At 41.5% G+C, this 24,731-nt stretch carries 22 protein-coding genes and 1 other annotated feature; of the genes, 2 read left to right on the top strand and 20 right to left on the bottom strand.

All coding sequences use genetic code 11. The annotated features are described in order from the left end of the window. The first annotated feature begins 142 nt into the window (after nucleotides 1–142). Together E2R31_RS05245 and E2R31_RS05240 are read left to right on the top strand one after the other, a co-directional pair. A complete protein-coding gene (locus E2R31_RS05245) occupies nucleotides 143–2,416 on the top strand; it encodes a Xaa-Pro dipeptidyl-peptidase (protein ID WP_132973224.1) in 2,274 nt (757 codons plus the stop codon). A 16-nt stretch (nucleotides 2,417–2,432) separates the two neighbouring features. Continuing rightward, nucleotides 2,433–2,903 (top strand): arginine repressor, encoded by a 471-nt coding sequence (locus E2R31_RS05240; protein WP_001043006.1) that lies wholly within the window; start codon nucleotides 2,433–2,435, stop codon nucleotides 2,901–2,903. 55 nt (nucleotides 2,904–2,958) lie between these two features. Here the strand turns inward: E2R31_RS05240 and E2R31_RS05235 are convergent, their stop codons facing one another. From E2R31_RS05235 to pepF, 20 genes are all read right to left on the bottom strand, one after another. Further along, the gene (locus E2R31_RS05235) at nucleotides 2,959–3,132 is read right to left on the bottom strand and encodes a hypothetical protein (RefSeq protein ID WP_038805106.1); all 174 of its coding nucleotides are present in this window, start codon (nucleotides 3,130–3,132) and stop codon (nucleotides 2,959–2,961) included. 9 nt (nucleotides 3,133–3,141) lie between these two features. After that, nucleotides 3,142–4,452, bottom strand: coding sequence for a GTPase ObgE (gene obgE, locus E2R31_RS05230; RefSeq protein ID WP_132973222.1), 1,311 nt, complete (start codon nucleotides 4,450–4,452; stop codon nucleotides 3,142–3,144). A gap of 70 nt (nucleotides 4,453–4,522) precedes the next feature. Continuing rightward, nucleotides 4,523–4,657: a DUF4044 domain-containing protein gene (locus E2R31_RS05225; RefSeq protein ID WP_000863854.1), complete on the bottom strand. Its 135-nt coding sequence runs from the start codon at nucleotides 4,655–4,657 to the stop codon at nucleotides 4,523–4,525. Nucleotides 4,658–4,700: 43 nt separating this feature from the next. Then, on the bottom strand, nucleotides 4,701–4,892 hold the full coding sequence (locus tag E2R31_RS05220; protein ID WP_001074503.1) for a PspC domain-containing protein: 192 nt from the start codon (nucleotides 4,890–4,892) through the stop codon (nucleotides 4,701–4,703). A 22-nt stretch (nucleotides 4,893–4,914) separates the two neighbouring features. Further along, a complete protein-coding gene (locus E2R31_RS05215; RefSeq protein WP_132973220.1) occupies nucleotides 4,915–6,231 on the bottom strand; it encodes a glycosyltransferase family 4 protein in 1,317 nt (438 codons plus the stop codon). An 8-nt stretch (nucleotides 6,232–6,239) separates the two neighbouring features. Next, nucleotides 6,240–7,283: a glycosyltransferase family 4 protein gene (locus tag E2R31_RS05210; protein WP_207918320.1), complete on the bottom strand. Its 1,044-nt coding sequence runs from the start codon at nucleotides 7,281–7,283 to the stop codon at nucleotides 6,240–6,242. A 112-nt stretch (nucleotides 7,284–7,395) separates the two neighbouring features. Next, nucleotides 7,396–7,725: a metal-sulfur cluster assembly factor gene (locus E2R31_RS05205; RefSeq protein WP_000331930.1), complete on the bottom strand. Its 330-nt coding sequence runs from the start codon at nucleotides 7,723–7,725 to the stop codon at nucleotides 7,396–7,398. Nucleotides 7,726–7,739: 14 nt separating this feature from the next. Beyond that, complete coding sequence (gene rpoD, locus E2R31_RS05200) at nucleotides 7,740–8,849, bottom strand: RNA polymerase sigma factor RpoD (RefSeq protein ID WP_000201892.1); 1,110 nt, start codon at nucleotides 8,847–8,849, stop codon at nucleotides 7,740–7,742. Between the two features lie 2 nt (nucleotides 8,850–8,851). Further along, nucleotides 8,852–10,612, bottom strand: a complete 1,761-nt coding sequence (gene dnaG, locus E2R31_RS05195; RefSeq protein WP_084947838.1) for a DNA primase — start codon at nucleotides 10,610–10,612, stop codon at nucleotides 8,852–8,854. Between the two features lie 181 nt (nucleotides 10,613–10,793). After that, nucleotides 10,794–11,225: a hypothetical protein gene (locus E2R31_RS05190; RefSeq protein ID WP_084947835.1), complete on the bottom strand. Its 432-nt coding sequence runs from the start codon at nucleotides 11,223–11,225 to the stop codon at nucleotides 10,794–10,796. A 164-nt stretch (nucleotides 11,226–11,389) separates the two neighbouring features. Beyond that, a complete protein-coding gene (locus E2R31_RS05185; RefSeq protein WP_000125426.1) occupies nucleotides 11,390–12,148 on the bottom strand; it encodes an ABC transporter ATP-binding protein in 759 nt (252 codons plus the stop codon). Next, complete coding sequence (locus E2R31_RS05180) at nucleotides 12,145–13,011, bottom strand: ABC transporter permease (RefSeq protein ID WP_132973218.1); 867 nt, start codon at nucleotides 13,009–13,011, stop codon at nucleotides 12,145–12,147. The genes E2R31_RS05185 and E2R31_RS05180 overlap by 4 nt, the downstream gene beginning before the upstream one ends. Before the next feature lie 65 nt (nucleotides 13,012–13,076). Continuing rightward, the gene (trpX, locus tag E2R31_RS05175) at nucleotides 13,077–14,078 is read right to left on the bottom strand and encodes a tryptophan ABC transporter substrate-binding protein (protein WP_132973216.1); all 1,002 of its coding nucleotides are present in this window, start codon (nucleotides 14,076–14,078) and stop codon (nucleotides 13,077–13,079) included. A gap of 108 nt (nucleotides 14,079–14,186) precedes the next feature. Further along, nucleotides 14,187–14,402: a binding site (T-box leader), on the bottom strand. 96 nt (nucleotides 14,403–14,498) lie between these two features. Next, entirely contained in the window at nucleotides 14,499–17,195 is a 2,697-nt protein-coding gene (gene ppc, locus E2R31_RS05170) for a phosphoenolpyruvate carboxylase (RefSeq protein WP_132973213.1), read from the bottom strand. Between the two features lie 23 nt (nucleotides 17,196–17,218). After that, nucleotides 17,219–18,442 (bottom strand): cell division peptidoglycan polymerase FtsW, encoded by a 1,224-nt coding sequence (gene ftsW / locus E2R31_RS05165; RefSeq protein ID WP_132973211.1) that lies wholly within the window; start codon nucleotides 18,440–18,442, stop codon nucleotides 17,219–17,221. Nucleotides 18,443–18,631: 189 nt separating this feature from the next. Continuing rightward, entirely contained in the window at nucleotides 18,632–19,573 is a 942-nt protein-coding gene (gene prsA / locus E2R31_RS05160) for a peptidylprolyl isomerase PrsA (protein WP_093585053.1), read from the bottom strand. Nucleotides 19,574–19,763: 190 nt separating this feature from the next. Then, complete coding sequence (locus tag E2R31_RS09830; RefSeq protein ID WP_165941792.1) at nucleotides 19,764–21,221, bottom strand: LPXTG cell wall anchor domain-containing protein; 1,458 nt, start codon at nucleotides 21,219–21,221, stop codon at nucleotides 19,764–19,766. A gap of 305 nt (nucleotides 21,222–21,526) precedes the next feature. Continuing rightward, nucleotides 21,527–22,150: a recombinase family protein gene (locus E2R31_RS05145; RefSeq protein ID WP_093585050.1), complete on the bottom strand. Its 624-nt coding sequence runs from the start codon at nucleotides 22,148–22,150 to the stop codon at nucleotides 21,527–21,529. 47 nt (nucleotides 22,151–22,197) lie between these two features. Continuing rightward, nucleotides 22,198–22,911 carry an O-methyltransferase gene (locus tag E2R31_RS05140; protein ID WP_132973205.1) on the bottom strand — a complete coding sequence of 238 codons (714 nt, stop codon included), beginning with the start codon at nucleotides 22,909–22,911 and terminating at the stop codon, nucleotides 22,198–22,200. 1 nt (nucleotide 22,912) lies between these two features. Next, nucleotides 22,913–24,715 carry an oligoendopeptidase F gene (pepF, locus tag E2R31_RS05135; protein ID WP_132973203.1) on the bottom strand — a complete coding sequence of 601 codons (1,803 nt, stop codon included), beginning with the start codon at nucleotides 24,713–24,715 and terminating at the stop codon, nucleotides 22,913–22,915. Between the last annotated feature and the right edge of the window lie 16 nt (nucleotides 24,716–24,731).

Below are 24,731 nucleotides of genomic sequence, written 5' to 3'. Positions count from 1 at the left end.
TAGTACTATTATACCATTTTAAAAACTAGAATGAAAAGGTAGAAGATCATTCCTTTTAAAGTGACTTCATCACAGGCCAACAATATCTTTTTTACCTTATTTTTGATATACTAAATTTAGAATATTTCTAAAGGAGAGCGCCATGCGTTTTAATCAATTCAGCTACTTGCCTGTTTCTCATTCGCAAGTTTTACGCGAGTTATCTCAGCTTGGTTTGAAGCTGGTACCAGAACAAGCATCAAAAAAACAACTTGAACAATTTGTCCGCTGGAATTTTTTCACTTATAAAAATACCGACTATCCTTTGTCCGTCTTAGCAGCAGACAAGGAGACTGATCTCCTTACCTTCTTTCAGTCAGATTGTGACCTGACTGCTGAGATTTTTTATACTGTGGCTTTTCAACTTTTAGGATTTAGCTATCTTGTTGACTTTGAGGACGCCGAACAATTCCGTAAAGAGACTGGATTTCCTATTATTTATGGAGATTTGATTGAAAATCTCTACCATTTGCTCAACACTCGAACCAAAAAGGGAAATACACTCATTGACCAGCTTGTTAGTGATGGGCTTATTGCAGAAGATAATCACTACCACTACTTTAACGGCAAGAGCTTGGCAACCTTCTCTACTCATGATGTCATTCGTGAAGTCGTGTATGTCGAGAGTCGTGTGGATACTGATAAAGACGGACTCCCTGATTTAGTCAAGGTCAGCATTATTCGCCCTCGATATGATGGACAGATTCCTGCGGTTATGACTGCCAGTCCTTATCACCAAGGCACCAACGACAAAGCCAGCGACAAGGCTCTCTACAAAATGGAAGGAGAGCTTGAGGTCAAACCTGCCCACATTATTGAACTTGAGGAGCCTGAGATTGATTTTGTCGAGCCTCATGGTCAAGCAGAAACCGTCTCTGAAACTGAAGAAAAGCTAGCTCACATCAATAGTTCTTACACTCTCAACGATTACTTCCTCCCAAGAGGATTTGCCAATCTCTATGTATCGGGTGTTGGAACCAAGGATTCCCAAGGTCTCATGACCAATGGGGACTACCAGCAGATTGAAGCATATAAAAATGTGATTGACTGGCTTAATGGCCGTTGCCGTGCTTTCACGGATCACACACGCAAACGTCAAATCAAGGCTGACTGGTCAAGCGGAAAAGTCGCAACAACAGGAATTTCTTATCTAGGGACCATGTCTAATGGTCTTGCGACCACTGGTGTTAATGGCTTAGAAGTCATCATCGCAGAAGCAGGAATTTCCTCTTGGTATAACTACTATCGGGAAAATGGTCTTGTGACCAGCCCTGGTGGTTATCCAGGTGAGGATTTTGACTCACTTGCTGAATTGACCTACTCCCGCAATCTCCTAGCTGGTGACTATATCCGTGGTAATGAAGCTCATCAGGCAGACTTAGAAAAGGTAAAAGGGCTTCTTGATCGCAAGACTGGTGACTACAATCAATTTTGGCATGACCGCAACTATCTGCTCAATGCTCACAAGGTTCAAGCTGAGGTCGTCTTTACGCATGGTTCCCAGGATTGGAACGTCAAACCACTTCATGTTTACCAGATGTTTCATGCTCTTCCTGACAATATTCGCAAGCACCTCTTTTTCCATCATGGGGCTCATGTTTATATGAATAACTGGCAGTCAATTGACTTCCGCGAATCCATGAATGCCCTCTTAAGCAAGAAATTGTTAGGACTTACAACAGACTATCAACTTCCTACTGTCATCTGGCAAGACAATACTGTACCGCAAACATGGCAGGGGCTTGGTGACTTTGGCAAGCAGGATGAACTGCATACCTTCTCTCTTGGAACTGAAGAAAAAGTGATTCAAAACCAGTATGATCAAAAAGATTTTGAACGTTATGGCAAGACTTACCAGACCTTCAACACTGAACTTTACCAAGGAAAAGCCAATCAAATCACCATTGACCTTCCAGTAACTCAAGACATTCACTTAAATGGTCGAGTGGAGCTGAAACTTCGTGTCAAATCAAGTACAAACAAGGGCTTATTATCAGCCCAACTGCTAGAACTTGGACAAAAGAAATATCTGCAGCCTTATCCAGCTGTTTTAAGTGCTAGAACCATTGACAACGGTCGCTACCACATGTTAGAAAATCTCTGCGAACTGCCATTTACTCCAAGCGCCCAACGTGTCATCACCAAAGGATACCTTAATTTACAAAATAGAAATGACTTACTGTTAGTAGAGGATATTACTGCAGATGAATGGATGGAAATCCAATTTGCCCTACAACCTACGATTTACAAGCTGAAAAAAGGTGACACACTTCGCCTTGTTCTCTATACAACCGACTTTGAAATTACAATTCGAGATAATACAGACTACCACTTAACTATTGATTTAACACAGTCTTCTATCACCATCCCCTCATAAAAGGAGCCAGCCTCATATGAATAAATCTGAACATAGACACCAACTCATCCGTGCACTTGTAGCTAAAAATAAGATTCATACACAGGCAGAGTTGCAAGCTTTACTAGCTGAAAACGACATCCAAGTCACACAGGCCACTCTCTCACGCGATATCAAAACCATGAATCTATCAAAGGTTCGCGAAGCAGATCATTCTTATTATGTTTTAAATACTGGCTCCATCTCCAAGTGGGAAAAACGCTTGGAAAACTATATGGAAGATGGCTTGGTCATGCTACGCCCTGTCCAGCATCAGGTTGTCCTCAAAACCTTGCCAGGCCTTGCCCAATCGTTTGGAGCTGTTCTCGATGCTCTCAATTTTAAACAAATCATTGCCACCGTATGTGGTGATGATGTCTGCCTTCTTATCTGTGAAAACGCTGAAGAAGCACAGACTTGCTTTGAAATTCTTAAAAAATTTGCGCCACCATTTTTCTTCAATGACTAAAAAATTCCCCGTGATGAATACAATCACGGGGTTTTGTTTTATCAATGTTGATAGGCTATTTTTCTTCTCTATCAGCCTTCTCATTGCCTTTTTTTTCTCGTGCCAATCTAAGAGCACGTTTGGGATTGAGACGATTAAACAATTCTTCTAGTTTTTTTTCATTCCATACATCTGCTGCAGAAACAAAATTTCCATCTGCATCTCGGAATGATATCGGTTTATCTCCCATATCAATCTCCTAGTCTACAAATTCAAACTCAAATTTACCAATTCGGACCAGATCTCCATCCTTGGCTCCACGCGCACGAAGAGCTTCGTCAACCCCCATACCACGTAACTGGCGAGCAAACTTCATGACAGACTCATCACGGTCAAAGTTGGTCATGTTAAAGAGTTTCATGAGTTTTTCACCAGAAAGCACCCATGTCGCATCATCATCGCGGCTAATTTCAAAGGCTTTTTCTTCCTCATCAAAGCCATAGTAAGCTTCTTCTTCCATATCGGATTCATCATAAATCGGGAATTCTGGTGTCTTGTCTAACAACTCGGCTGTCGCATCCAAAAGAGTTGCCAAACCTTGCTTAGTCAAACCAGAAATAGGGAAGATTGCTGGAAGTTCTTCAAACTCATCGTAGTTTGCTGCCAATTTTTCCTTGAAGATTGCAAGATTTTCCTGACTTTCAGGCATGTCCATCTTATTGGCTACGATGATCTGAGGACGCTCCATGAGACGAAGGTTGTAGGATTCCAATTCTTTATTGATAGCTAGGTAGTCCTCGTAAGGATCACGTCCTTCGCTAGCTGACATATCGATGACATGGAGGATAACTCGTGTACGTTCGATATGACGGAGAAACTGGGTTCCAAGACCAACACCTTGACTAGCTCCTTCAATCAAACCTGGAAGGTCTGCTACGGCAAACGATTCACCTGACTGTGTACGGACCATACCTAAATTTGGCACAATTGTCGTAAAGTGGTAGGCGCCGATTTTTGGTTTAGCAGATGTGATAACACTTAAAAGTGTTGATTTCCCTACAGATGGGAAACCGACCAAGCCAACATCCGCCAGGATTTTCAGTTCCAGTTGCAACTCACGTTCTTGACCTGGCTCCCCATTCTCAGAAATCTCAGGTGCAGGATTTTTTGGTGTCGCAAAACGGATGTTTCCTCGACCACCTCGACCACCATGAGCCACGATAAATTCTTGACCATGTTCAATCAAGTCTGTAATGACTTTACCTGTTTCTGCATCACGTACAGTCGTTCCTTGTGGTACGCGAACACGAAGATCTTCTGCACCACGTCCATTCATTCCTTTGGTCATCCCTTTTTCACCAGATTCGGCCTTGAAATGACGGTTATAGCGGAAATCCATCAAGGTACGCAAGCCTTCGTCCACAACGAAAACGACATTACCTCCACGTCCACCATCACCACCCCAAGGACCGCCATTCGGGACATACTTTTCACGGCGAAAGGCGACCATGCCATCGCCACCATTACCAGCCTTGACTTTGATCTTAGCTGTATCTAAAAACATACTCATATTTTCTTCTCACTTTAAAAAGGACTGGAAAATCCAGTCATTAGTTATTGTTCTTATCTTAGCAACTTGCTTAGAATCTGCTAAAAGCTCCAAGCGCCGTTGCAAAGATACCAGCAAGGGTTACAAACAACATAATTAGCACGACAAAAAGCGTTACTTTTTCAAACATTGTTTTTTTACGTTTTCCATTATCTCCAAAAGCCATCTGGACTCCTTTGTATTTCTCTTTGTTCTATTCTGATTCTCTTTTAATATTCGCTAGAAACAGGTGCAATTACCCATAAAATCAAGTAAGCAAGTACCCCTGCCCCATAACAAAAGGCAAGAACGCCCCAAATCACACGGACAATGGTAGGGTCAATATCAAAATAGTGGGCTACACCTGCGCAAACGCCTCCAATTTTTTGATCTCTACCACTTCTCATAAATTTTTTTGCCATATTTTATTCTCCTATATTTTTACTAATCTCTCCAGTAATCCCGGATGCTAGACAATTGCTTTTTAGAAGCCTTTAATATTCGTTTGGACTCTTTAACTGGAGCTGAAACAGCCTGCTGAGGTAGGTACAAAATAGTTTTTAAGAATCGCTGTGTCATGGGTTCGTCGCCACGTAGTTCCTGCTCAAATTTATTTGAAATCATCGCATCGAGATAAAACTCATGAACTCGTTTCCCAAAATTCTCAGCCGAAATTTCATACAACTTGTCAGCCAACTTCTGCTCATCCATATCTGGAGTGGCGATCAAGGCCTCCAAGATTGCACCAGCAAGATCATGCTCTCCATAGTAGAGGGTTCCAAACATTTTGTCACTGATCAGATTATCCAGATAAGGATTGCCATGAGCAATGACAGGCGTTCCACTGGCTAGACTCTCTAGGTAAGTTAATCCTTGGGTTTCACTAGTAGAGGCAGAGATGAAGAAATCTGCAGCCTTATAGTATAAGGCTGTCTCACTTGGAGGAATCATTCCTGTAAAAATCACATGTTTTTGCAGGTTTAATTTCACTGCTTGCTCTTTCAGACTGTCCAGATAAGGACCGTCACCAGCAACAACCAGCTTCACCTTGTCTTCTTCTTTCAAAACCTGTGCAAAGGCGGCTATGACTGCTTGGATATTCTTCTCATAGGAGATACGAGAAAGACTCAGTAACATTTTCTCGCCTTCCTGAATGCCTAACTTCGAACGGAGTTCTTGTAAGTTTTCCTCTTTGATCTCAGGTCGTTCAAACTTAGCTAGCTCAATTCCAGTTGGGATAACACGCTTTTCAACTTTGACTTTGTATTTAGATAAAAGGTCCCGAACAATCTCACTAGGGCAAATTACGCCATCTACATCATGAAGGAAGCCACGCACCAAATATTTTACCATACTCGGACGAATTAGCATGCCCTTAGCAATGTAATGTACATAGTCTTCATACTGGGTATGGTAGGTATGAATAACTGGAATTTTCAATTCTCTCGCAATCCAAATTCCTAGTAAACCTAGTGAAAATTCTGTCTGGGTATGAATGATATCAAGTTGATACTGCTTGGCGATTTCAAGCGCCTTTGTAAAACCACGATAGGCAAATCGTCGATCTTTAAATGCAAAGAAAGGGACACTCGGAATGCGAATAATTTGCCAATCCTCGTATCGGTTCACGTCTTTATCGGTAGTTGTAAAGATAAAAACTGCATGCCCTTGCTTTTCAAGTTCTGTCTTCAAGGTTCGAATACTGGTCGCAACCCCAGAAACTTGAGGGAAATAGGTGTCAGTAAATAAACCAATTCGCATAGATTACCTCACTTCTTGCCTAGAGCCGCCTGCTCCCGATAGAACTTCAACCAGATTTCCAATAAATGCTCCTCGGAATACTCTTTAGAAATCTCTCTAGCTTTTTCTTTCAAGTCTTTCAACTTTTCAGGATGATCTTTGTATTCGAGAATGGCTTCTCTCATCTCTAAAACATCACTTGTAGCACGATAATTCCCATCAAGAATAACCTTATACAGGTCCAAATCCCTTAACATAATCGGCGCCTCGCAACTAGCTGCCTCTAAGATGGTCATGGGGAATAATTCATTGTAACTTGGTAGTAAGAATAGATCCGCCATAGCGTAGAGCTCACGCATCCGTTCCGGTGATACAATTCCGGGGAAAATAAGATTTTTTGGTGGATTGTCCATAATCTTCTTGTAGCGTTCATAACCATCTGTCATCCCACCAAATGAAAAACCACCAGCCCAGATAAACGTAATTTCTGGCAATTCCTCCGCAAGGCGGATAAAGTCATCAATTCCTTTACGTTTCTGAACCTGGCCTGCACCGACTACGACAAACTGATCTTCCGCTAAATCCATTTCCTTACGGAGTTTTGAAACTTGTTCAGCTGGCAATGGATGCCATTTTTCTTTGTTTACAAAATTTGGGATGTAAGTTACTTTTTCACGCGGTATACCAGCAACCACCAAATCCTCGATAAACATGGGATTGACCACGACCAAGTGTTCCATTCGGTTATAAAAAGAAAACACATAGCGTTTGACAATTCCTTTTAGGAAAAATGGAATTTTCAAGCTTCCCTCAAGCGTATCAGGCAAAAAATGCACATAGCCAATTTTTCTCCCAGAGCGTTTCTTTTGAAATGTAGATAAATAATAAGGGAAATCAATGGTATGAAAGTGAGTTACATCTGCCTCAACAGGAAGGTTCTCCGTAACAATTAACTGATCTTGGGCATCGCGATGTAGGAGACGTACCAACTCACGGTAGGCTCCTGATACTCCTTGACCAGCCACTTTTTCGCTTGAACTTAGCATATTAATACGCAATTTTTCGTTTTCCATACCTTTCATTATACCATTTTATTTCTAGAAAATCAGCAAAAGAAAGAGAGACCAGAGGAAAAAGGAGGAATTTACCCTATTTTCCAATCGTCTCTCGCATTTTTCTTAGTCTTTATTTAATTCCTAGGGCGATACGTGCATAGCGACTCATTTTTTCAACCGTCCAAGCTGGATACCAGACCAATTTAACTTCGGTATTGGTTACCTCAGGCACATCTGTCATCGCATCATGTATCTGGTCTGTCAAAAGGTCAGCCAGTGGGCAGCCCATAGTTGTCAAGGTCATATCAATTTCAGTGTGACCTGTTTCACCATCAAAACGAATTTCATAAATCAAACCTAGGTTGACAATATCAATCCCCAACTCAGGGTCAATTACTTCTTCCAAGGCATTTAAAATACGTGTTTTAATTGTTTCAATTTGCTCTTCTGTATAAGCCATGTTATTCCTCACTCTTAGTCTTCAATAAAATCACGAAGGGGTTTGCTGCGACTTGGTTGACGTAGTTTTCTCAAAGCCTTGGCCTCGATCTGACGGATACGTTCACGAGTTACGTTAAAGACTTTACCAACATCTTCAAGGGTTCGCATCTTCCCGTCGTCCAAACCAAAACGAAGGCGTAGAACGTTTTCTTCACGGTCTGTGAGAGTATCCAAGACTTCATCCAACTGCTCGCGTAAGACGATACGAGTTGTATAGTCCACTGGATTCTCAATCACTTCGTCTTCGATAAAGTCCCCAAGATGGCTATCGTCCTCTTCACCAATCGGTGTTTCAAGTGATACTGGTTCTTGGGCGATTTTCAAGATTTCACGCACCTTGTCAGGTGTCATATCCATACGCTCAGCGATTTGTTCAGGAGTTGGATCTTGACCCAATTCTTGAAGGAGATTACGTTGTTCACGGACAAGCTTGTTAATCGTTTCAACCATGTGAACAGGAATACGAATGGTACGAGCCTGATCAGCGATGGCACGAGTGATCGCCTGACGAATCCACCAAGTTGCATAAGTAGAAAACTTAAAACCTTTTGAATAGTCAAACTTGTCAACAGCCTTCATCAAGCCCATGTTTCCTTCTTGGATCAAGTCAAGAAACTGCATGCCACGCCCTACGTAGCGCTTAGCGATCGAAACAACCAAACGCAGGTTGGCTTCTGCAAGACGTTGTTTAGCTTCGATATCACCAGCCTCAACTGCAAGGGCCAATTCTTTTTCCTCTTCGTTGGTCAAGAGAGGAACAACCCCGATTTCCTTCAAATACATACGGACTGGGTCATTAACCTTGGCAGAAGTTGAACCAATCAAGTCCTCATCACTGAGTTCTGGCTCTTCTTCTGCACTTAGCACACGCGCACTTGGATTTCCTTCATTATCTGTGATAGAAATTCCAGCATCCTGAATCCGTTGCAAAAGGTCTTCAATACCGTCTGCATCTAGGGTAAAAGGAATAACCAGACTTGAGTTGATTTCGTCGTCTGTTGCTGTTCCTGTTTTTTTGTGGTTACGGATAAAGTCTGCTACTTGCACATCAAATGTGGTTACTTCTTTTTGTTTTGTTGCCATTATTACTCCATTCTTCTCTTTTGGGAAATCAATCGTTGCAATTCTTCCAAGGCTGTGTCCGTATCTCCTACATGACTAGCTTCCTGCACTTTCTTTTTAATTCTTAAGTTGTCCTTGCTAAGGAGGGCACGGTTTCGAGTCGCTTCGACTTCCGCTAGCTCCTGAGGCGACATCTCAGCTGGCAAATCTAGACCAAGAACATGGTACCAGGCATTTTCAACCTCAGGAGTCTGATGAGACAGTTCCTCTGATCCGATTTCTCCCTGCTCACTTAATAATTCGTAAAGAATCTGAAATTCTGGGGTATCAAAGAAAAAATCTTCTCTTAATCGGTAGTCATTTAACACAACTGGATTCTCAGCCATCCTATAGAGGAGATGAGCCTCTGCTCTCATGACTGCTGTCAGTTGCCGCGTTACAGGTAAACTAATCGCTGCTGGAGGTTGCTCCTCTTTGACTCTTTCCTGCCTCTGAACAATGCGACTTTCATTTACAATCTGCTCCACCTGCTGGTAATCAAAAGAAGGTAGATTATCCGCCAGAATATGGATATAAGAATTCTGGGCAGTGATAGATTTTTCTTTGGCGATTAGGGGAGCAATCTTTTCAATGAACTCAATTTGCGCCTGCAAGTTATCACTATTTTCTGGCTTGAGCTGGTGAATATAGAACTCTATAGGACTGATACGAGTCTTTGTCAAGAGGTAGGCCAGGTCTTCAGCAGAATTCTTTTGCAAATACTCATCTGGGTCCATGGCATCAGGTACTCGAACAACCTCAACTGAGAAATCTTTTAACTCCTCTAATGCCTTGGCTGTCGCTGCCTGCCCTGCCTTGTCGCCATCATAGCTGAGAACAATTTTTTTGGTAAAGCGTTTGAGGTGGTCAACATGCTCCTTGCTTAAGGCTGTTCCCATAGAAGCTACAGCATTTTCTATACCAGCACGGTAGGCTGCAATCACATCCATGAAGCCTTCCATCAAATAGAGTTCTGTGATTTTACCTGTTCCCTTTTTAGCCTTGTCCAAATGATACAATTCATAACTCTTGTTAAAAATTGCAGTTGAACGACTATTTTTATACTTGGCAGTCTGACTATCAGTTTCTTGCCAGACACGACCTGAAAATGCAATAACCTGCCCCTTGTCATTGGTCAAAGGAAAGATGATCCGTCCGAAAAAGGTATCATAAAACTGATTGCCATCTGACAGGTAAAACAAGCCAGAATCCAATAAATCCTTTTCCTCAAACTTGTCAGATAAACGTTGGTAGAGATAGGTTCTCTCTGCTGGAGCTAGTCCAATCTGGAAATGCTTCAGAACATCATCTGTCAATCCGCGTTTGTAGAGATAAGCCCTTGCTTCTTCACCCATCTTGGTCGTCATGAGGATTGCATGGTAAAAACGGGCAGCTTCTTCATGCATGTCATATAAAGCTTGATGAGGGGAAGCCTGTTGAGGACGAGACTGTACAGGCATAGCTAGTTGAATACCGACGCGCTCACCTAAGAGCTGAACGGCTTCCATAAAGGACACACCTTGGTATTCTTCGATGAACTTAAAAACATCTCCTGAGCGCCCACAACCGAAACAATGGTAAAACTGCTTGTCTTCCACAACGTTGAAAGAGGGGGTCTTTTCACCATGAAAAGGACAGAGCCCTAAATAGTTCCGTCCAGCCTTTTGTAAAGAAATCACATCTCCTATGACTTCCACAATGTTGGCATTGTTTTTGATTTCTTCAATGACTTGCTTGTCAACCATACACAATACCTCCATCTTATCATAGTTTTACGTTAACTAGTATAGCTTATTTCTGAAAAAAAGTAAACCATTTCATACGCTTTACATGAGACTATTTCATAAGTTTACAACTATCATGAAAAACTGAATCTTCTGAGCAAATCATTCTAATATTTGAAAGAAAAACAAAAGAAATAAAATCCTATTTCACTTGATTTTCGAGGTTATTTTTCAATATCCTGCTAATATACTGACCATCTTTTCTACTAATGCAAGCCGTTGCATAAGTCAATGGTGCTTTGTATACCACTCCTCTATAGGATGGATCAGTCAATACAGGCATAGAATAATAGGCGTTCTTTTTATTTTTAAGGTCAATAAACCATTTACCTCCTAGGTGCTTACGGAAGGTTTCACCGATATAAACGGTCAAATAATCCAACATCTTTCGGTCTGCTATCAAAGCATGGTGGTCATCGTAGTGAGCCAAGATCCAAGCCTCCAAATCATCCAAAGACTGCATGCTATAGTCTAAATGAAGGCCTTGTTCCTCGGCAAACTCCCTAGTAAAATAGTCCATCTTAAATCCAATTTGAAAAATCCATTCTTGAAAATCTTCTTGTGTGTAAGCCATATTTTTATCTCCTTACTTTTATCAATGTTTAAGATTCTTATACTGATTATACTCCAAAGTAAAACTGATGAATAGGAAAAAACAGTAATATTTAAAATTCACCAAAAAACTTAGAAGCAAAAGCCTACTTCTAAGTTTTTAAGGATGCTTGATTTAAAAATTATCTACTCAAAAAGTTGATAGTAATCGGAAATTTTCATCTTAGCTTTTTCTTCTTTATTGAGGTCTTGGATGATACGACCTTCTTTCATGACAATGAGACGATTTCCGTACTTAAGAGCGTCTTCCATATGATGGGTAATCATCAAAGCTGTCAGATGGTCTTTGCTGACAAATTCATCTGTTAACTCCATCAAGGCCACACTGGTCTTTGGGTCAAGAGCTGCTGTGTGTTCATCCAACAAGAGTAACTCTGGTCGTTTCAAGGTTGCCATCAAGAGACTCAAGGCCTGACGTTGACCACCTGATAGAAACTCAATCGGAGTGTCGAGATGTTTTTCAAGGCCATTTCCCACTTTTTCAATGGTGGTCTGAAACTCCTCCCGGTGACTTGATAGCCTTCTAGGAAGGAGTCCTCTCTTCTCACCACGAAACTTGGCGATCAAGAGATTTTCAGCTACTGTCATACGGGGAGCCGTACCCATCTTAGGATCCTGAAAGACACGAGACAGGTATTTAGCCCGCTTTTCAGGTGAAAAATGCGTCACATCCTCACCCATGATACGGATACTTCCACTTGTTAAAGGTAGGGTACCTGCAATAGTGTTAAAAAGCGTTGACTTTCCAGCTCCATTCCCTCCTAGGATGGTAATGAAATCATGTTCAAAAATTTCAAGAGAAACATCATTCAGAATGATTTTTTCCTCGTCAAAGCCATTCGTGATGACTTTGGTAGCATTTTTTAATTCTACAATTGCTGTCATTTGCTAAACTTGACTCCTTTCAGGTATTTGCTTTTGAAGGTTGGAATCATAAGGCAAACTGCCAAAATCAAGGCGCTGTACAAACGAAGATAACTTGTATTAAACCCAAGAGCAATCACTCCCCAAACGAGGAACTGATAAGCGATAGAGCCTACAACGATGGTCATAAGTCGCTCTGCCAAGGTCAAACTCTTGAACAATACCTCACCAATAATCAAGCTAGCAAGCCCTACGACAATCACTCCAATTCCTCGAGAAACATCTGCATATCCTTCTTGTTGAGCAATTAAGGCTCCTGCAAGTGCGATGATCCCATTTGAGAGAACCAAGCCCATAAGTTCCATTCGTCCTGTATTGATACCAAAGCTACGAGCCATATCGTGATTGTCACCTGTAGCGATGTAGGCCTGACCTAGTTTGGTATCAAGGAAAAAGAGCATAAGGCCAATAACAAGAGCTACAAAGATCAATCCAGTCAGGAGTTGGTTAAGATCTGAATCAAAAGGTAAGACATCCTGAATTTGCTTGGTTCCAAGAAGCCCCAGATTGGCACGTCCCATAATCATCAGCATGATAGAATGGCAAGAAGTCATAACCAAAATCCCTGATAAGAGAGTTGGTATTTTACCTTTGGTATATAAGAGACCTGTTGCCATACCAGCTAGGCAGCCTGCTCCTACTGCAGCCAAGGTCGCTAAAAATGGGTTGACTCCCTGCGTTATCAAGGTTACAGCTACTGCTCCCCCTAGAGGAAAAGAGCCCTCAGTAGTCATATCTGGAAAATTCAAAATTCGGAAAGTCATAAAGATTCCCAAACCTAGAATCGCCCAGACCATTCCCTGAGAAATAATGGATACAATCATAATCTTTCACTCATTTCTTTCTTTAGTAAAAATGGGAGGAGATGTGTCCAACTCCTCCTTTATCTTTATTCAATCACTTGTCCTGCTGCTTTTAGGACGGACTCAGGAATGGTGATACCAAGTTCCTGCGCTAGTTTTTTGTTAATCACTGACTTACCAGTTGAAAAGACATTAACTGGCGTATCAGCTGGTTTTTCACCTTTCAAAACTTTGGCAATCATTTTACCAGTAGCCACTCCAAGATCGTGTTGGTCAACTACTACAGATGCTAATCCTCCTGCTTCTACCATGGCAGTGGCACTTGGATAGATTGGCTTTTTAGCTGTTTGGTTGCTTGAAACAACTGTTGAGAATGCTGATGCGATGGTGTTGTCAATTGGAACCCAAATCGCATCGACCTTGCTGGTCATAACATTGACTGTTGAAGCAATTTCATTTGTTGATGGAACGGCAAATGTTTCGACTGTCAAACCTGCTTTTTCAGCATAAGCCTTGAATTCTTCAACTTGTGATTTTGAGTTATCTTCACTGCTTGAGTAAAGAGCGCCGATTGTTTTGACATTTGGTGTGAGGGTTTTTATCAACTCTACTTGTTGTTCAGCAGGGTTGTGGTCTGATACCCCTGTGATGTTGCCACCTGGTTTTTTCAAGTCTTTGACCAAGTTAGCACCGATTGGGTCTGTAATAGCAGCCATGATAACTGGTAGGTCTTTCGTAGCGCTAGCTAAACCTTGAGCCGCTGGTGTCGCAATCCCAACAACAACATCGTTTCCATTTGCTACTAACTGTTTACTCATGGTTGCAACCTTGCTCTGATCCCCTTCAGAGTTCATAAAGTCGATTTTCACTTGGTCACCTTTATAGCCTTCTTCAGCTAGTCCATCTTGAATCCCTTGGTAAATCAAGTCCAAGGATGGGTGACTAACAAATTGAAGGACACCAACCTTAGCTGTTTTGTTGTCCGTTTCTGTTTTTGCCTCCTGCTTTGTCAGGCTAGAATAAACCAAGCTAGCTCCAACTAAAGCTACTAGTGCCACAATAATTCCGATTAAACGTTTCATTTTTATTTCTCCTTATTTCTTTTAAATTACTTTTTTAATCACATCATCAAGCGATGCCATCGTTTAAATTCCATAAGTCTCCTCCAACAAAAAAGTCCTCACACAAAAAACTTGTGTGAGGACGTCGATGCGCGGTGCCACCTCAATTATAGGGAATATCCCTATCGCTCTTTCTCGCATTCACGAGTTGCACTGTAAGGTGTGCTCACCGAATTTTTATGATTTCAAATTCCTAAGAACATTCAGCCCAATTTCGTCACTTTCATTTATCTGTTTCCACCAACCACAGACTCTCTAAAAAACTTCAATGATTACTTTCTGAATGTTTAAATTATACCATTTTTCAACTACTTGTCAATACTATTTTTAGAATTTTTTAAACAATTCAAAAACTTCCCCTTGAAAAAAGAGGAAGTTTGTAGAATATCAGCCTGAATTACGCAAACCGGTTGCAATTCCGTTAATGGTTGTATGGATCAATCTTTCTTCGTCTGCCGACAATTCACCACGACGTTGACGTTTGATTAACTCCAACTGGATGTAGTTAAGGATATTAAAGTAAGGCATACGATAGTTTAGACTGTCTTTTAGGTAAGAGTTTTCAGCCAAGAGTTCGTCATAGCCTTCAATAGCTAGAATAATGTTCTTGGTCAATTGCCATTCATCTAAAATAGTGTAATAGATGGCTTGCACTTCTTCATCTTCACAAAGCTTGGCATATTCAAAGGCAATGTTCATGTTAGACTTAGATAAGACCATGTCTACATTGGAAAGCAAAGATTGGAAGAAAGGCCAGTTTTGGTACATGTCACGGAGAATCTCAATATTCTTTGGATCTTGATCAATATATTCTTTGAAGCTTGAACCCACGCCATACCATCCAGGGAACATGACACGACTTTGTGACCATGAGAAGACCCAAGGGATAGCACGCAAACCGCCGATTTCAGTGATGGTCTTACGAGCTGCTGGACGCGAACCGATGTTGAAGCTTGAAATAGCTTTGATTGGGCTTGACTCGAAGAAATAGTCATAGAAATGTTCATTTCCAAAGACCAAGTCACGGTAGATATCATAGCTGCGATCCACTACTTGGTCCATGATAGCTTCGTAACGATTTGACGTATTGGTATCACTCTTCTTCTTGGTAATCATACGGTTAATGGCTGCAGAAACCAACATCTCAAGGTTATAATAGGCAGCATCTTTGTTTCCGTATTTGTTTCCAATCACTTCTCCCTGCTCAGTCAGACGGATGCGGTCCTTAATAGACTTGAGTGGTTGAGATGTAATGGCTTCATAAGTTGGACCACCACCACGACCCACAGTACCACCACGACCGTGGAAGAAGGTAACTTTAACGCCAAATTCGTCTCCAATAGCAGTCAGTTGCTGTTGCGCTTTATATAATGTCCAACATGATGACAGGTATCCACCATCCTTGTTACTATCAGAGTAGCCAAGCATGATTTCTTGGTAGTTGTCTTTTGAAGCAATCCATTTTTTAGCCAAAGGTAGAGAGAAATATCTTCTCATGGTTTCTTCCGAATGATCCAAGTCTTCGATCGTTTCAAAGAGGGGAACAATCTGAACGCGTGCTTTTTGGGCATCCACCAAGCCGACTTCCTTGAGCATGATGGCTAGCTCTAACATATCAGATACACTGGTTGCGTGAGAAATGATGGTTTGACGAATGACATTTTCACCTAGTTTATCCTTCAACTTGCGCGCAACTTTAAAGATAGACAGTTCTTTTTCAAGCAGTTCTGACTTTTCAGCATGAGTGGCTGAGAGGATACGAGGATCTTCTTCCAACTCCTTCAAGAGGAGGGCGCATTTTTCATCTTCAGAGAGATCGCTATAGTGGTCGTTGATGCCAGCAGATGTTAACAATTCTGCCACACAGGCTTCATGAACACTAGAGTCTTGGCGCATATCGATAGAAGCAAGGTAGAAGCCAAAGATTTCAACTGCCTGCATCAACTCGACAAATTCTCCTGAAATCAGGTATTCTCCTTTGTTCTCAAGGAGAGAATCGCGAATAGTCAACAAATCTTGATAGAATTCATCCGCAGTGGCATATCTTGGCTGAAGATCCTTGTCTTCAATCAAATAAGCCTTGGTTGCCTGCATCTTAGCTTGGATATCAAAAAGAGCACGACGATAGAGTTCTTTTTCGCGATAAATGGAATTATCTTGAGACTTGAGCGCCATCTCACGAACCTTGTCACTAACATTCACAATACTGGTTGAAAGTGAGAATTCACGATAGAGGTTATAAATCTTCTCATCATAGTAGTTCATGATGACTTCACACTGAGTCAAGGCTGATTTGTTGAGGGTTTCCGCAGTTACGAAAGGATTTCCATCACGGTCTCCTCCGATCCACATCCCCATAGTAATCGGTTTTGGATGTTGGAGCTCGATACCTTGTTCCTTAGCTAGTTTCTTATATTCAGCCGTCAAACGTGGAACAGCATTCAGGAAAGAACTTTGATAGTACTCCATCACGTTGGTGATTTCGTTGGTTACCTTTAATTTCTTCTCACGAATCATGTCGGTTTGCATGATAATCTCAATATAACGGCGGAGATCCGTGTGCCATTTTTCTTTGTTAATCAAGCCAAGTTTAACATCGCGGTATTTACGCAAGAGGGTATGGATGTGATTGGTTAAATCCAGCATACTCTTGCGTTGTACTTGAGTCGGGTGGGCCGTCAAAACTGGAACCACATTCAGCTGCTCCAAAATTGTAGCCGCGTTTTCTTTTTCAGCCACCATCTTAATGGTTGTTGACAGTTTTCCTAGATAGTCTTGGTCTACATTATTTTGGTGATTGATTTCATAAGCCAAATCCACATCTTCAGAGATATTAATCAAAAGCGGAAGGATGGAGAAATAGCGAGAAATGTAAATCATTTCTTCATTCGAAAGACTGGTCACTAGGTCATTGAGCCCTTGATAATTCTCGCTTGTAGACAAGTCCTTCAACTGCATGATTTTATCAAAAGTCTCTGGCGCTAGCATATTTTTAGTGATGTCTTCTAACAGCTCTGTCAAAATCAAGACTTCTTCTTGAACGACGGCTTTATTGCTATAGTTTTCTAATTTTTGAAGTGACATAAACTTTCCTTTCCATTCAATCCTTATAGAGTAACAGAAGTTTGACCTTCATATTCTCTGATAAGTTTGGCACGTTTTTCACTAGCATCTATATTTAATACAAAGGCAATGGCTACAGATAAGACTAGGAGACTATTTCCCCCTTGTGAAAGGAAGGGGAAGGTTACCCCTGTAGAAGGGATCAATCCAGAAATCCCACCAATATTGACAAAGACCTGAACCAGAATCATCCCCCCGACACCGATAGCAACCATAGAGTTAAAGGGATCCTTAGCTCGAATACCAACCAAGATGATTCGCAAAATCAAGAAGAAGAGGAGTGCCAAAATCATACTCGCTCCTACAAATCCAAACTCCTCGATGACGATCGAAAAGACGAAATCTGTGTGAGCTTCTGGCAAATAACCACGCTTTTCGATGGAATTTCCTAATCCAAGTCCAAACCAGCCACCATTCACCATGGCATAGTAGGAATTTGCAAGCTGGTGTCCTGCGCCTGCCAAGTCATTAAAAGGATTAAAGAAGGCACTGAAACGTTTGGCAACGTAGCCAAACACCGGAATTTGAGAGAACTTTTCAACCCCAACAAAGCGAATGACAGACAAGACTAACATTGAACTCCCTGCCAAGAGAGCTAGAATAGTCGAGAACCAACGATAGGCAATTCCACTAACTGTGTACATAAGCAGCGACACCAAGACCAGAATGGTCGCATTTCCCAAGTCAGGAAAAATTCCCAAACTACCAATCAAAACCAGTAAAACGAAACGCCAGTCGTTAAAAGCTCGAGGTAACCACTGATTCTGAGTCAAGACTTGGAAGTCGTAAACAGCTATCTCATCTTGCTGTTTTGAGAATCGATGGGCTAGGTACCAAATAATGATAATCTTAAGGTACTCCGCAGGCTGAATCGTTACAGGCCCTACAGAAATCCAACCGTAGGCACCATTGACTGGTGTTCCAATTAGCCGAGCCAAAGCTAGGAGAATCATCTCTACAAACATAACGATAAAAATCAAGCGTTCATTTCTTAAAAAACCAAGTTTCAGTTTATAAATTAAGGCAATCAAAACCAAACTAACTCCCCAAAACATTCCTTGGTTCCGAGCTAACTGAAGAGCACTTTTTCCTTCTTGGATCAAGGTAGCACTCGTCGTTGAGTAAACAACAATTAGACCCAAAATCGATAAAAGGAGGTAAGGAATCAAAATGGAATAGTTCAATAGGTGCCTTTTACTAATTTTCATATGTCACCACTCTAATAGAAACAGAGAAAACTGTTCCTAATTCCGTTTTATTTTCTAGTTTTGATTGCTATTATACCATTTTTTCAGAAAGAAAAAAACTCTTATCCTCCAATCCTTCGAATTTTGCTCTTTGGTCGAAACTGATTGCTAAAAAATACAAACTTCAAGATAAAGTTTGTATTTTCTTTTTTATTTTGCTGATGAGCTGCTGCTTGAATTTGAATCGGCACCACCAACGTATTGGGCAAAGATATTTTGGAAAACAGGATCTTTCACTTTAATATTGGCAGCTTGGAATTCTTTTCCGATAACGCTCTGAACGAAAGATGAATCGTTTTGTTTCTGAGCCAGGATGACCGTTTTCAATTTTTCTTTGTAGTCATCTAGGTTTGATGATTTTTCTGTTTTCTTGGTTAGCTTAATAATGTAGTATTGGGTACTGTAGGCTTGTGTTCCAGTCGCTGTGATAACATCAGAGACACCATTCACATCCAAGGCAAAGGCCGCCTTCTTGACTTGTTCTGGAAGTTCTGTTGAAGCAGAGTCAAAAGTGATTTCGCCACCATTTTCTTTTGTCTTGTCATCATTTGAGTTGTCTTTTGCCAACTGGGCAAAGTCAGCTCCTTCTGCTTTTGCTTTTTCAAGTACTTCTTTGGCCTTGTCTTCATTATCCATACGGATGATCTGAGCTGTTACATCTGGCGTATAAGACTCAAAAGCTTTTTGGTAAGCTTCGTCTGTCAATTCATTTTCTGCTGCTTTTTTAACTGCCAATTCGACCAACTTACTTGTGCGAATTTGAGCTTTACGAGTCTCAGGAGTCATACCCGCACGTGAAAGAACATTTTGATAACTATCACCGTATTTCTTCTGCTCTTCAGCAACAGCATCATCCACTTCTTTATCAGTTACTTCTGAACCATATTGTTTTTCAAAAACTTTTTCAATGGCCATATTAAGCAAAACTTGTTGCGCAGTTGGGTTATTTTTGACTTGTTCATAAAATTGATGTTCAGTGACGACATCGCCCTTCATGCTGATGAGGTCAGCTCCTTCAGAACTTTTTGAACAAGCAGCCAAAGTCGCTACGGATAATAAGGTAATGGCTCCTGCCAATAGTTTTTTCTTCATGTTTACTCCTTTTTCTAAAAACGGTCAAAAATTTCTCTAGACCAACTCAATAATTATACCATATTTTATAGCAGATAACTTAAATAAGACTAAAAATAGTAGCTTTTAAATTTTTAACGATTCAATTTTTTTCATTCCAAAAAGAACCTGAACAATCGTTCAAGTTCTTGTTTATTATGTGTTAATTTTTTTAGTGACGCCCTTTGTAAGTCAAACCTGCTAAACCAAGACTTGCAAGGAGGAAACCTGCAAATCCAAGAATTGAATTTTGTTCGCCAGTGTTTGGCAGAGCTGGAGTTTCTTTTTTCGAAGTAGGTTTATCAGCTTTAGAGTTTGAAGTTTGCCCAACAGGTTTCACATGAGCTGTTGGAGCAGTATTCGAATTAGTTTGTGGTTTAAGCTCTGGCTTAACTTCTGGTTTTGAAGTATCAGAAGGTTTAGGTGCCGGTTTTACTTCTGGTTCCGGAGTCGGAGTTGGCGTTGGTGCTGGTTCCGGAATCGGAGTTGGCGTTGGCGCTGGTTCCGGAATCGGAGTTGGCGTTGGTGCTGGTTCCGGAATCGGAGTTGGCGTTGGCGCTGGTTCCGGAGTCGGAGTTGGCGTTGGTGCTGGTTCCGGAGTCGGAGTTGGCGTTGGTGCTGGTTCCGGAGTCGGAGTTGGCGTTGGCGCTGGTTCCGGAGTCGGAGTTGGCGTTGGCGCTGGTTCCGGAGTCGGAATCGGAGTTGGCGTTGGTGCTGGTTCCGGAGTTGGAGTTGGCGTTGGCGCTGGTTCCGGAGTCGGAGTTGGCGTTGGCGCTGGTTCCGGAGTTGGCTCCTCTACTTTCTTGTATTCTAGGCGCAGATCATTGTATCCGTCTACCGAGCCATAGAAGTATTCATTAACTATGTCATACGTCATGTCATAGTTTGGCATCCAGCTATCCTTTGAGATTATATCATGTCCATTAAATTTTTTATAGATATTGATAGTCTGCCCGGGATTTATCACGCCCGTCATTTGACCAAGTGTCTCTCTTGTTTCAATATTATAATAAGTGATGCGGTATTTGAGGGGCTCCTGCTTTTCTTCTTCTTTAGGCGCTGGTTCTGGTTTTACTTCTGGTTTCGGAGTTTCAGATGGTTTTGTTTCCTGTTTTACTTCTGGTTTTGGTGTTTCTGAAGGTTTGGTCTCTGGCTTAACTTCTGGTTTCGGAGTTGGTGCTGGTGCTGGATCTTTTTGACCTTGACCTTGGTCTGGCTTAGCTGGATCTTGTCCTTGGTCCGGTTTTGGTGTTGGTGCTGGATCTAACTTCTTATATTTAAGATACATATAGTTATATCCATCCACGAAACCAGAATATGTACTTAATGTATCATAATCCATGTTATAGCCAGGTAGCCACTCAAAACGTGAAACTACCTCGTGACCTTCAATATCTTTATAGATATTAACCGTTTCGCCAGGGTTTAAAACCCCAAATTCTGACGGAGCAACCTTTTCTCCTGATTCTCCGATGTAATCAATACGGTATTTTAACGGTTTCTGCTGCTCTTCCGCTTTTACAATAGAAACCCCAAAAACAGGGTTATTGGTCAAAGCTGGCGCAACAACGCCAAGAGCTGCAACAGAAAGCAAAGAAATACCAAGTTTAGTCACTTTATTCGTTTTCATAATTTCCTCCTTAGGAATGTAGTATTACTTTTTAGGTGAGCAAATACTATAAAAAGCCTAATTTTTTTATTTTAGTATTTCGTAAAATTCACCTCAACCACTTGAGCGACAAGGGTTTTGGTGTATCGCGTAAGGACCGTTAAACGATACACTTAAAAAACAAAAAAAATACAAATCCAACACAGGCTCAAAACCTTGTTAAATTCGTATTTTCTGAAATATTCACATTGTTATTTTGAATGTTTCGCCGAACGGTCGTTAATCGAAACATATTTACGCCTTCATTGTAGCATTTTGTCTGGTTTTTAGCAAGAAATTTGCGAAACTTTTTTTCGATTGTTGGCCACATCGTTGCGTTCCAATACTTTATAGATGGTTGAGGTCGAAATTCGTTCTTTTTTTGCAATTGTTCTGATGCTTGATTCCCCTGCTAAATACTGCTGAATAATTCTCTCCTCCTTCTCTTTCGATATTCGCTTAGCACCAAGTTTGACGCCTTTTTCCTTGGCTTTACGAAGTCCTTCACGGGTACGAAATCGCAAATTTTCCAGTTCACTTTCTGCCACAAAACCTAAAATCATACAAAGTAACCTACCAATGAGTGAGTCGGTTTCCAGTTTTTCATACAGGCTGATGAGCTGGATTTGATGTTCGTTGAGCTGCTCGATTATTTTCATCAATTTAAACATGGAGCGGGTGAGCCTATCAAGCTTGTAGATGGTGAAAGTGACTTGCATTCCTTTTTTCGAAAGCGTTTGAGCCAATTTTAGAGCCTTTTCGAGCTCTGAGCGTGTATTATTTGAACCAGACTCACACTCGATAAAAAGCTGGTCACAATGCTTGAGAGCTTCGATTTGCACCTCTAAGCCCAAATCTTGCTTATGAGTTGAAACGCGTGCATAGCCGATATTGATGATGTTTTGAGACATAAAAATCCTCCTATTACTTGATACAGGAGGATTGTACTATTTTTTATTTATTCCATTTCTGGCAAGGTCACATTTTCCACATTTTTTCTTAGCATGAGAATGCCGTCTCCAAGCGGAACTAGAGTCGCTGTTAGACCTGGATTGTCCAAAGTTGCGTCGAAAAGTCTTTGCAAACCTTTATAAATGGTGCGCTGGCCACGGCGGACTTCCATGATGTCCTTGGCAACATCGCCTCCCTGGAAAATATCATCCAAAACTATTACTCCACCGACATCCAAGTGATTCAAAATTTCTGGCAGAAAGACGATGTACTTGGACTTGGCTGAGTCCATAAAGACAAAGTCATAAGTTTCTGTCAGACTAGATAAAACATCGACTGCATCTCCCTCTAAGAGGGTGATTTGCTTACGACTGTCAAACTGGGCAAAGTTTTCCTTGGCAAAGCCAATCATCTCAGGATTACGGTCAATCGTTGTAATCTTGGCATTTGGCGCATGCTCTGCCATCAAGAGGGCTGAAAAGCCAATAGCCGTCCCAATTTCCAAAATGTTCTTGGGCTGTATGGTCTCCATGAGAAAACGGAAATAAGCAACTGTTTCATGGGGGATAATGGGAATGTTTTCCTTGCGAGCGAAGACTTCCAATTCTTTCAAGGAACCTGTCACCTGCTTTTGACGCTGGCGCATGAGTTCTACGATTTCTTCCTTGACGACGGGACGTCGCATATTGTGATTGGCATTTTTACTATAAGACTCTACCATCTTATGCTAATCCCAATTTTTCAACAAGGGCTTCAAACTCGTTCAAGCGACGTTCAAAGACTGCAAAGGCATCGTTGAGATAGTCTTCCTTCTCCATATCCACTCCCGCTTTTCTCATGACATTGAGTGGATAGTCTGATTTACCTGCCTTGAGGTAGTCGATATAGCGGTCACGATCTTCTTGACTACCATGGACAATCTTCTCAGCCAAGGCTGAAGCAGCTGCAAAACCTGTTGAATACTGATAAACATAGTAGTTATAGTAGAAGTGAGGTATGCGTGCCCACTCGTATTGGATCTGAGGATTGTCTTCCTTGCTCAAGCCATAGTACTCTTGGTTCAAGTCAGCGTAGAGTTTATTGAGGAAATCACTTGTCAAGACTTCTCCATTTTGGTCTGCTTGGTGGATGGCATGTTCAAACTCAGCGAATTGAGTTTGACGGAAGACTGTTCCACGGAAACCGTCCAAGAAGTTATTAAGGATGGCAAAGCGTGTTGCATCGTCTTCTACTTCTTCCAACAATTTCTCTGTCAAGATATTTTCATTGGTCGTTGAGGCAATCTCTGCCAAGAAGATAGAGTAATCTCCGTAAACATAAGGTTGGGTTTCACGAGTATAGCTAGAGTGCATACTGTGACCTGTTTCATGGACAAGGGTAAAGAGATTGTCTAGATTGTCCTGCCAGTTGAGAAGCATAAAGGCATTGGTATCGTAAGAACCGCCAGAATAGGCACCAGAACGCTTGCCTTGATTTTCATAGACATCAATCCAACGCTCGCTAAAGGCACGTTTGACACGGCTCAAGTAGTCGTCACCCAAGACTGCCAAGGCCTCTTCTGCCTTTTTCAAGGCTTCCTCATAAGTAAAGCTGTATTCTACTGAAGACAGTGGAGTGTAGACATCGTACATCTTGAGATCAGAAATCCCCAAGATTTTAGAACGAAGTTTAAGGTAACGATGCAAGAGTGGCAAATGCTTGCGAACTGCTGCTACTAGATTGTCATAGACACTTTCTGGAACAAAGTTTGCTGCGAGGGCTGCATGGCGAGCACTCTTATAGTTACGAACTTTTGCTCGGTAGTTTTGCACCTTAACATTTGTCTGCAAGGTCTTAGCATAAGTGTGTTGGAATTGCTCGTAAGTCGCATAAAGGGCTTCATAGGCACCACGACGCACTTCACGGTTTTTAGACTCCATCAAACGGATGTAAGTACCGTGTGAGAGTTGCACTTCCTTGCCTTCGTCATCAAGCACGTATAGGAAGCTAATATCCGCATTGTCCAAAATAGCGAAGGTTTCACTAGCAGCGCCAAAGATTTCTCCTGCTCCAGCAAGCAATTCTTCCTCACGTTGCGAAAGAACATGGTCTTTCTTTTGCAAGAGCTTGTCAAAAAAGTGTTTGTAAACTTGGAGTTTTGGTTGAGCTTCTAGGAAGGTCGCATACTGCTCTTCGCTAATCTCCATAAACTCAGGTTCATAGAATGAAAAGGCTTGTTCTAACTGACTGTATAGGGTCATTGCCTTGGCATAGTACTCTTGATACTTGGCTTCACGCGTGTCCTGATCATTTTTCATATGCGCATAGACATAAAGCTTTTCAACTTGGCGTTCCAAGTCAAGTGAGAATTCTGTGATCGCAAGCAAACTGTCTGCGCTGTCCAAGAGATGTCCCTCATACTGGGATGCTGTTTGTACTTTTTCAGTTAAATCTTTCAAGGCTTCTTCCCAAGCCTGATCTGTTGGGTAGATTGTCGAAAGATCCCATGTATCTTTTTCATTTATTTCATGTCGTTGTAATACCATAAGATTCCTCCATCCT

Source organism: Streptococcus downii (genome assembly GCF_004353325.1).
GTDB lineage: Bacteria > Bacillota > Bacilli > Lactobacillales > Streptococcaceae > Streptococcus > Streptococcus downii.
This window is presented reverse-complemented; position numbering and strand designations above follow the sequence as displayed.

Coding starts and splice junctions, on each gene's coding strand:
- prsA (WP_093585053.1), bottom strand. CDS start 19,573: ATGAAGAAAAAACTATTGGCAGGAGCCATTACCTTATTATCCGTAGCG.
- rpoD (WP_000201892.1), bottom strand. CDS start 8,849: ATGGCAACAAAACAAAAAGAAGTAACCACATTTGATGTGCAAGTAGCA.
- E2R31_RS05240 (WP_001043006.1), top strand. CDS start 2,433: ATGAATAAATCTGAACATAGACACCAACTCATCCGTGCACTTGTAGCT.
- E2R31_RS05225 (WP_000863854.1), bottom strand. CDS start 4,657: ATGGCTTTTGGAGATAATGGAAAACGTAAAAAAACAATGTTTGAAAAA.
- E2R31_RS05190 (WP_084947835.1), bottom strand. CDS start 11,225: ATGGCTTACACACAAGAAGATTTTCAAGAATGGATTTTTCAAATTGGA.
- pepF (WP_132973203.1), bottom strand. CDS start 24,715: ATGGTATTACAACGACATGAAATAAATGAAAAAGATACATGGGATCTT.
- E2R31_RS05235 (WP_038805106.1), bottom strand. CDS start 3,132: ATGGGAGATAAACCGATATCATTCCGAGATGCAGATGGAAATTTTGTT.
- E2R31_RS05245 (WP_132973224.1), top strand. CDS start 143: ATGCGTTTTAATCAATTCAGCTACTTGCCTGTTTCTCATTCGCAAGTT.
- E2R31_RS05185 (WP_000125426.1), bottom strand. CDS start 12,148: ATGACAGCAATTGTAGAATTAAAAAATGCTACCAAAGTCATCACGAAT.
- obgE (WP_132973222.1), bottom strand. CDS start 4,452: ATGAGTATGTTTTTAGATACAGCTAAGATCAAAGTCAAGGCTGGTAAT.
- E2R31_RS05220 (WP_001074503.1), bottom strand. CDS start 4,892: ATGGCAAAAAAATTTATGAGAAGTGGTAGAGATCAAAAAATTGGAGGC.
- E2R31_RS09830 (WP_165941792.1), bottom strand. CDS start 21,221: ATGAAAACGAATAAAGTGACTAAACTTGGTATTTCTTTGCTTTCTGTT.
- E2R31_RS05215 (WP_132973220.1), bottom strand. CDS start 6,231: ATGCGAATTGGTTTATTTACTGACACCTATTTCCCTCAAGTTTCTGGG.
- E2R31_RS05210 (WP_207918320.1), bottom strand. CDS start 7,283: ATGGAAAACGAAAAATTGCGTATTAATATGCTAAGTTCAAGCGAAAAA.
- E2R31_RS05140 (WP_132973205.1), bottom strand. CDS start 22,911: ATGGTAGAGTCTTATAGTAAAAATGCCAATCACAATATGCGACGTCCC.
- E2R31_RS05145 (WP_093585050.1), bottom strand. CDS start 22,150: ATGTCTCAAAACATCATCAATATCGGCTATGCACGCGTTTCAACTCAT.
- E2R31_RS05205 (WP_000331930.1), bottom strand. CDS start 7,725: ATGGCTTATACAGAAGAGCAAATTGAAACAATTAAAACACGTATTTTA.
- E2R31_RS05180 (WP_132973218.1), bottom strand. CDS start 13,011: ATGATTGTATCCATTATTTCTCAGGGAATGGTCTGGGCGATTCTAGGT.
- dnaG (WP_084947838.1), bottom strand. CDS start 10,612: ATGGTTGACAAGCAAGTCATTGAAGAAATCAAAAACAATGCCAACATT.
- ppc (WP_132973213.1), bottom strand. CDS start 17,195: ATGTCACTTCAAAAATTAGAAAACTATAGCAATAAAGCCGTCGTTCAA.
- ftsW (WP_132973211.1), bottom strand. CDS start 18,442: ATGAAAATTAGTAAAAGGCACCTATTGAACTATTCCATTTTGATTCCT.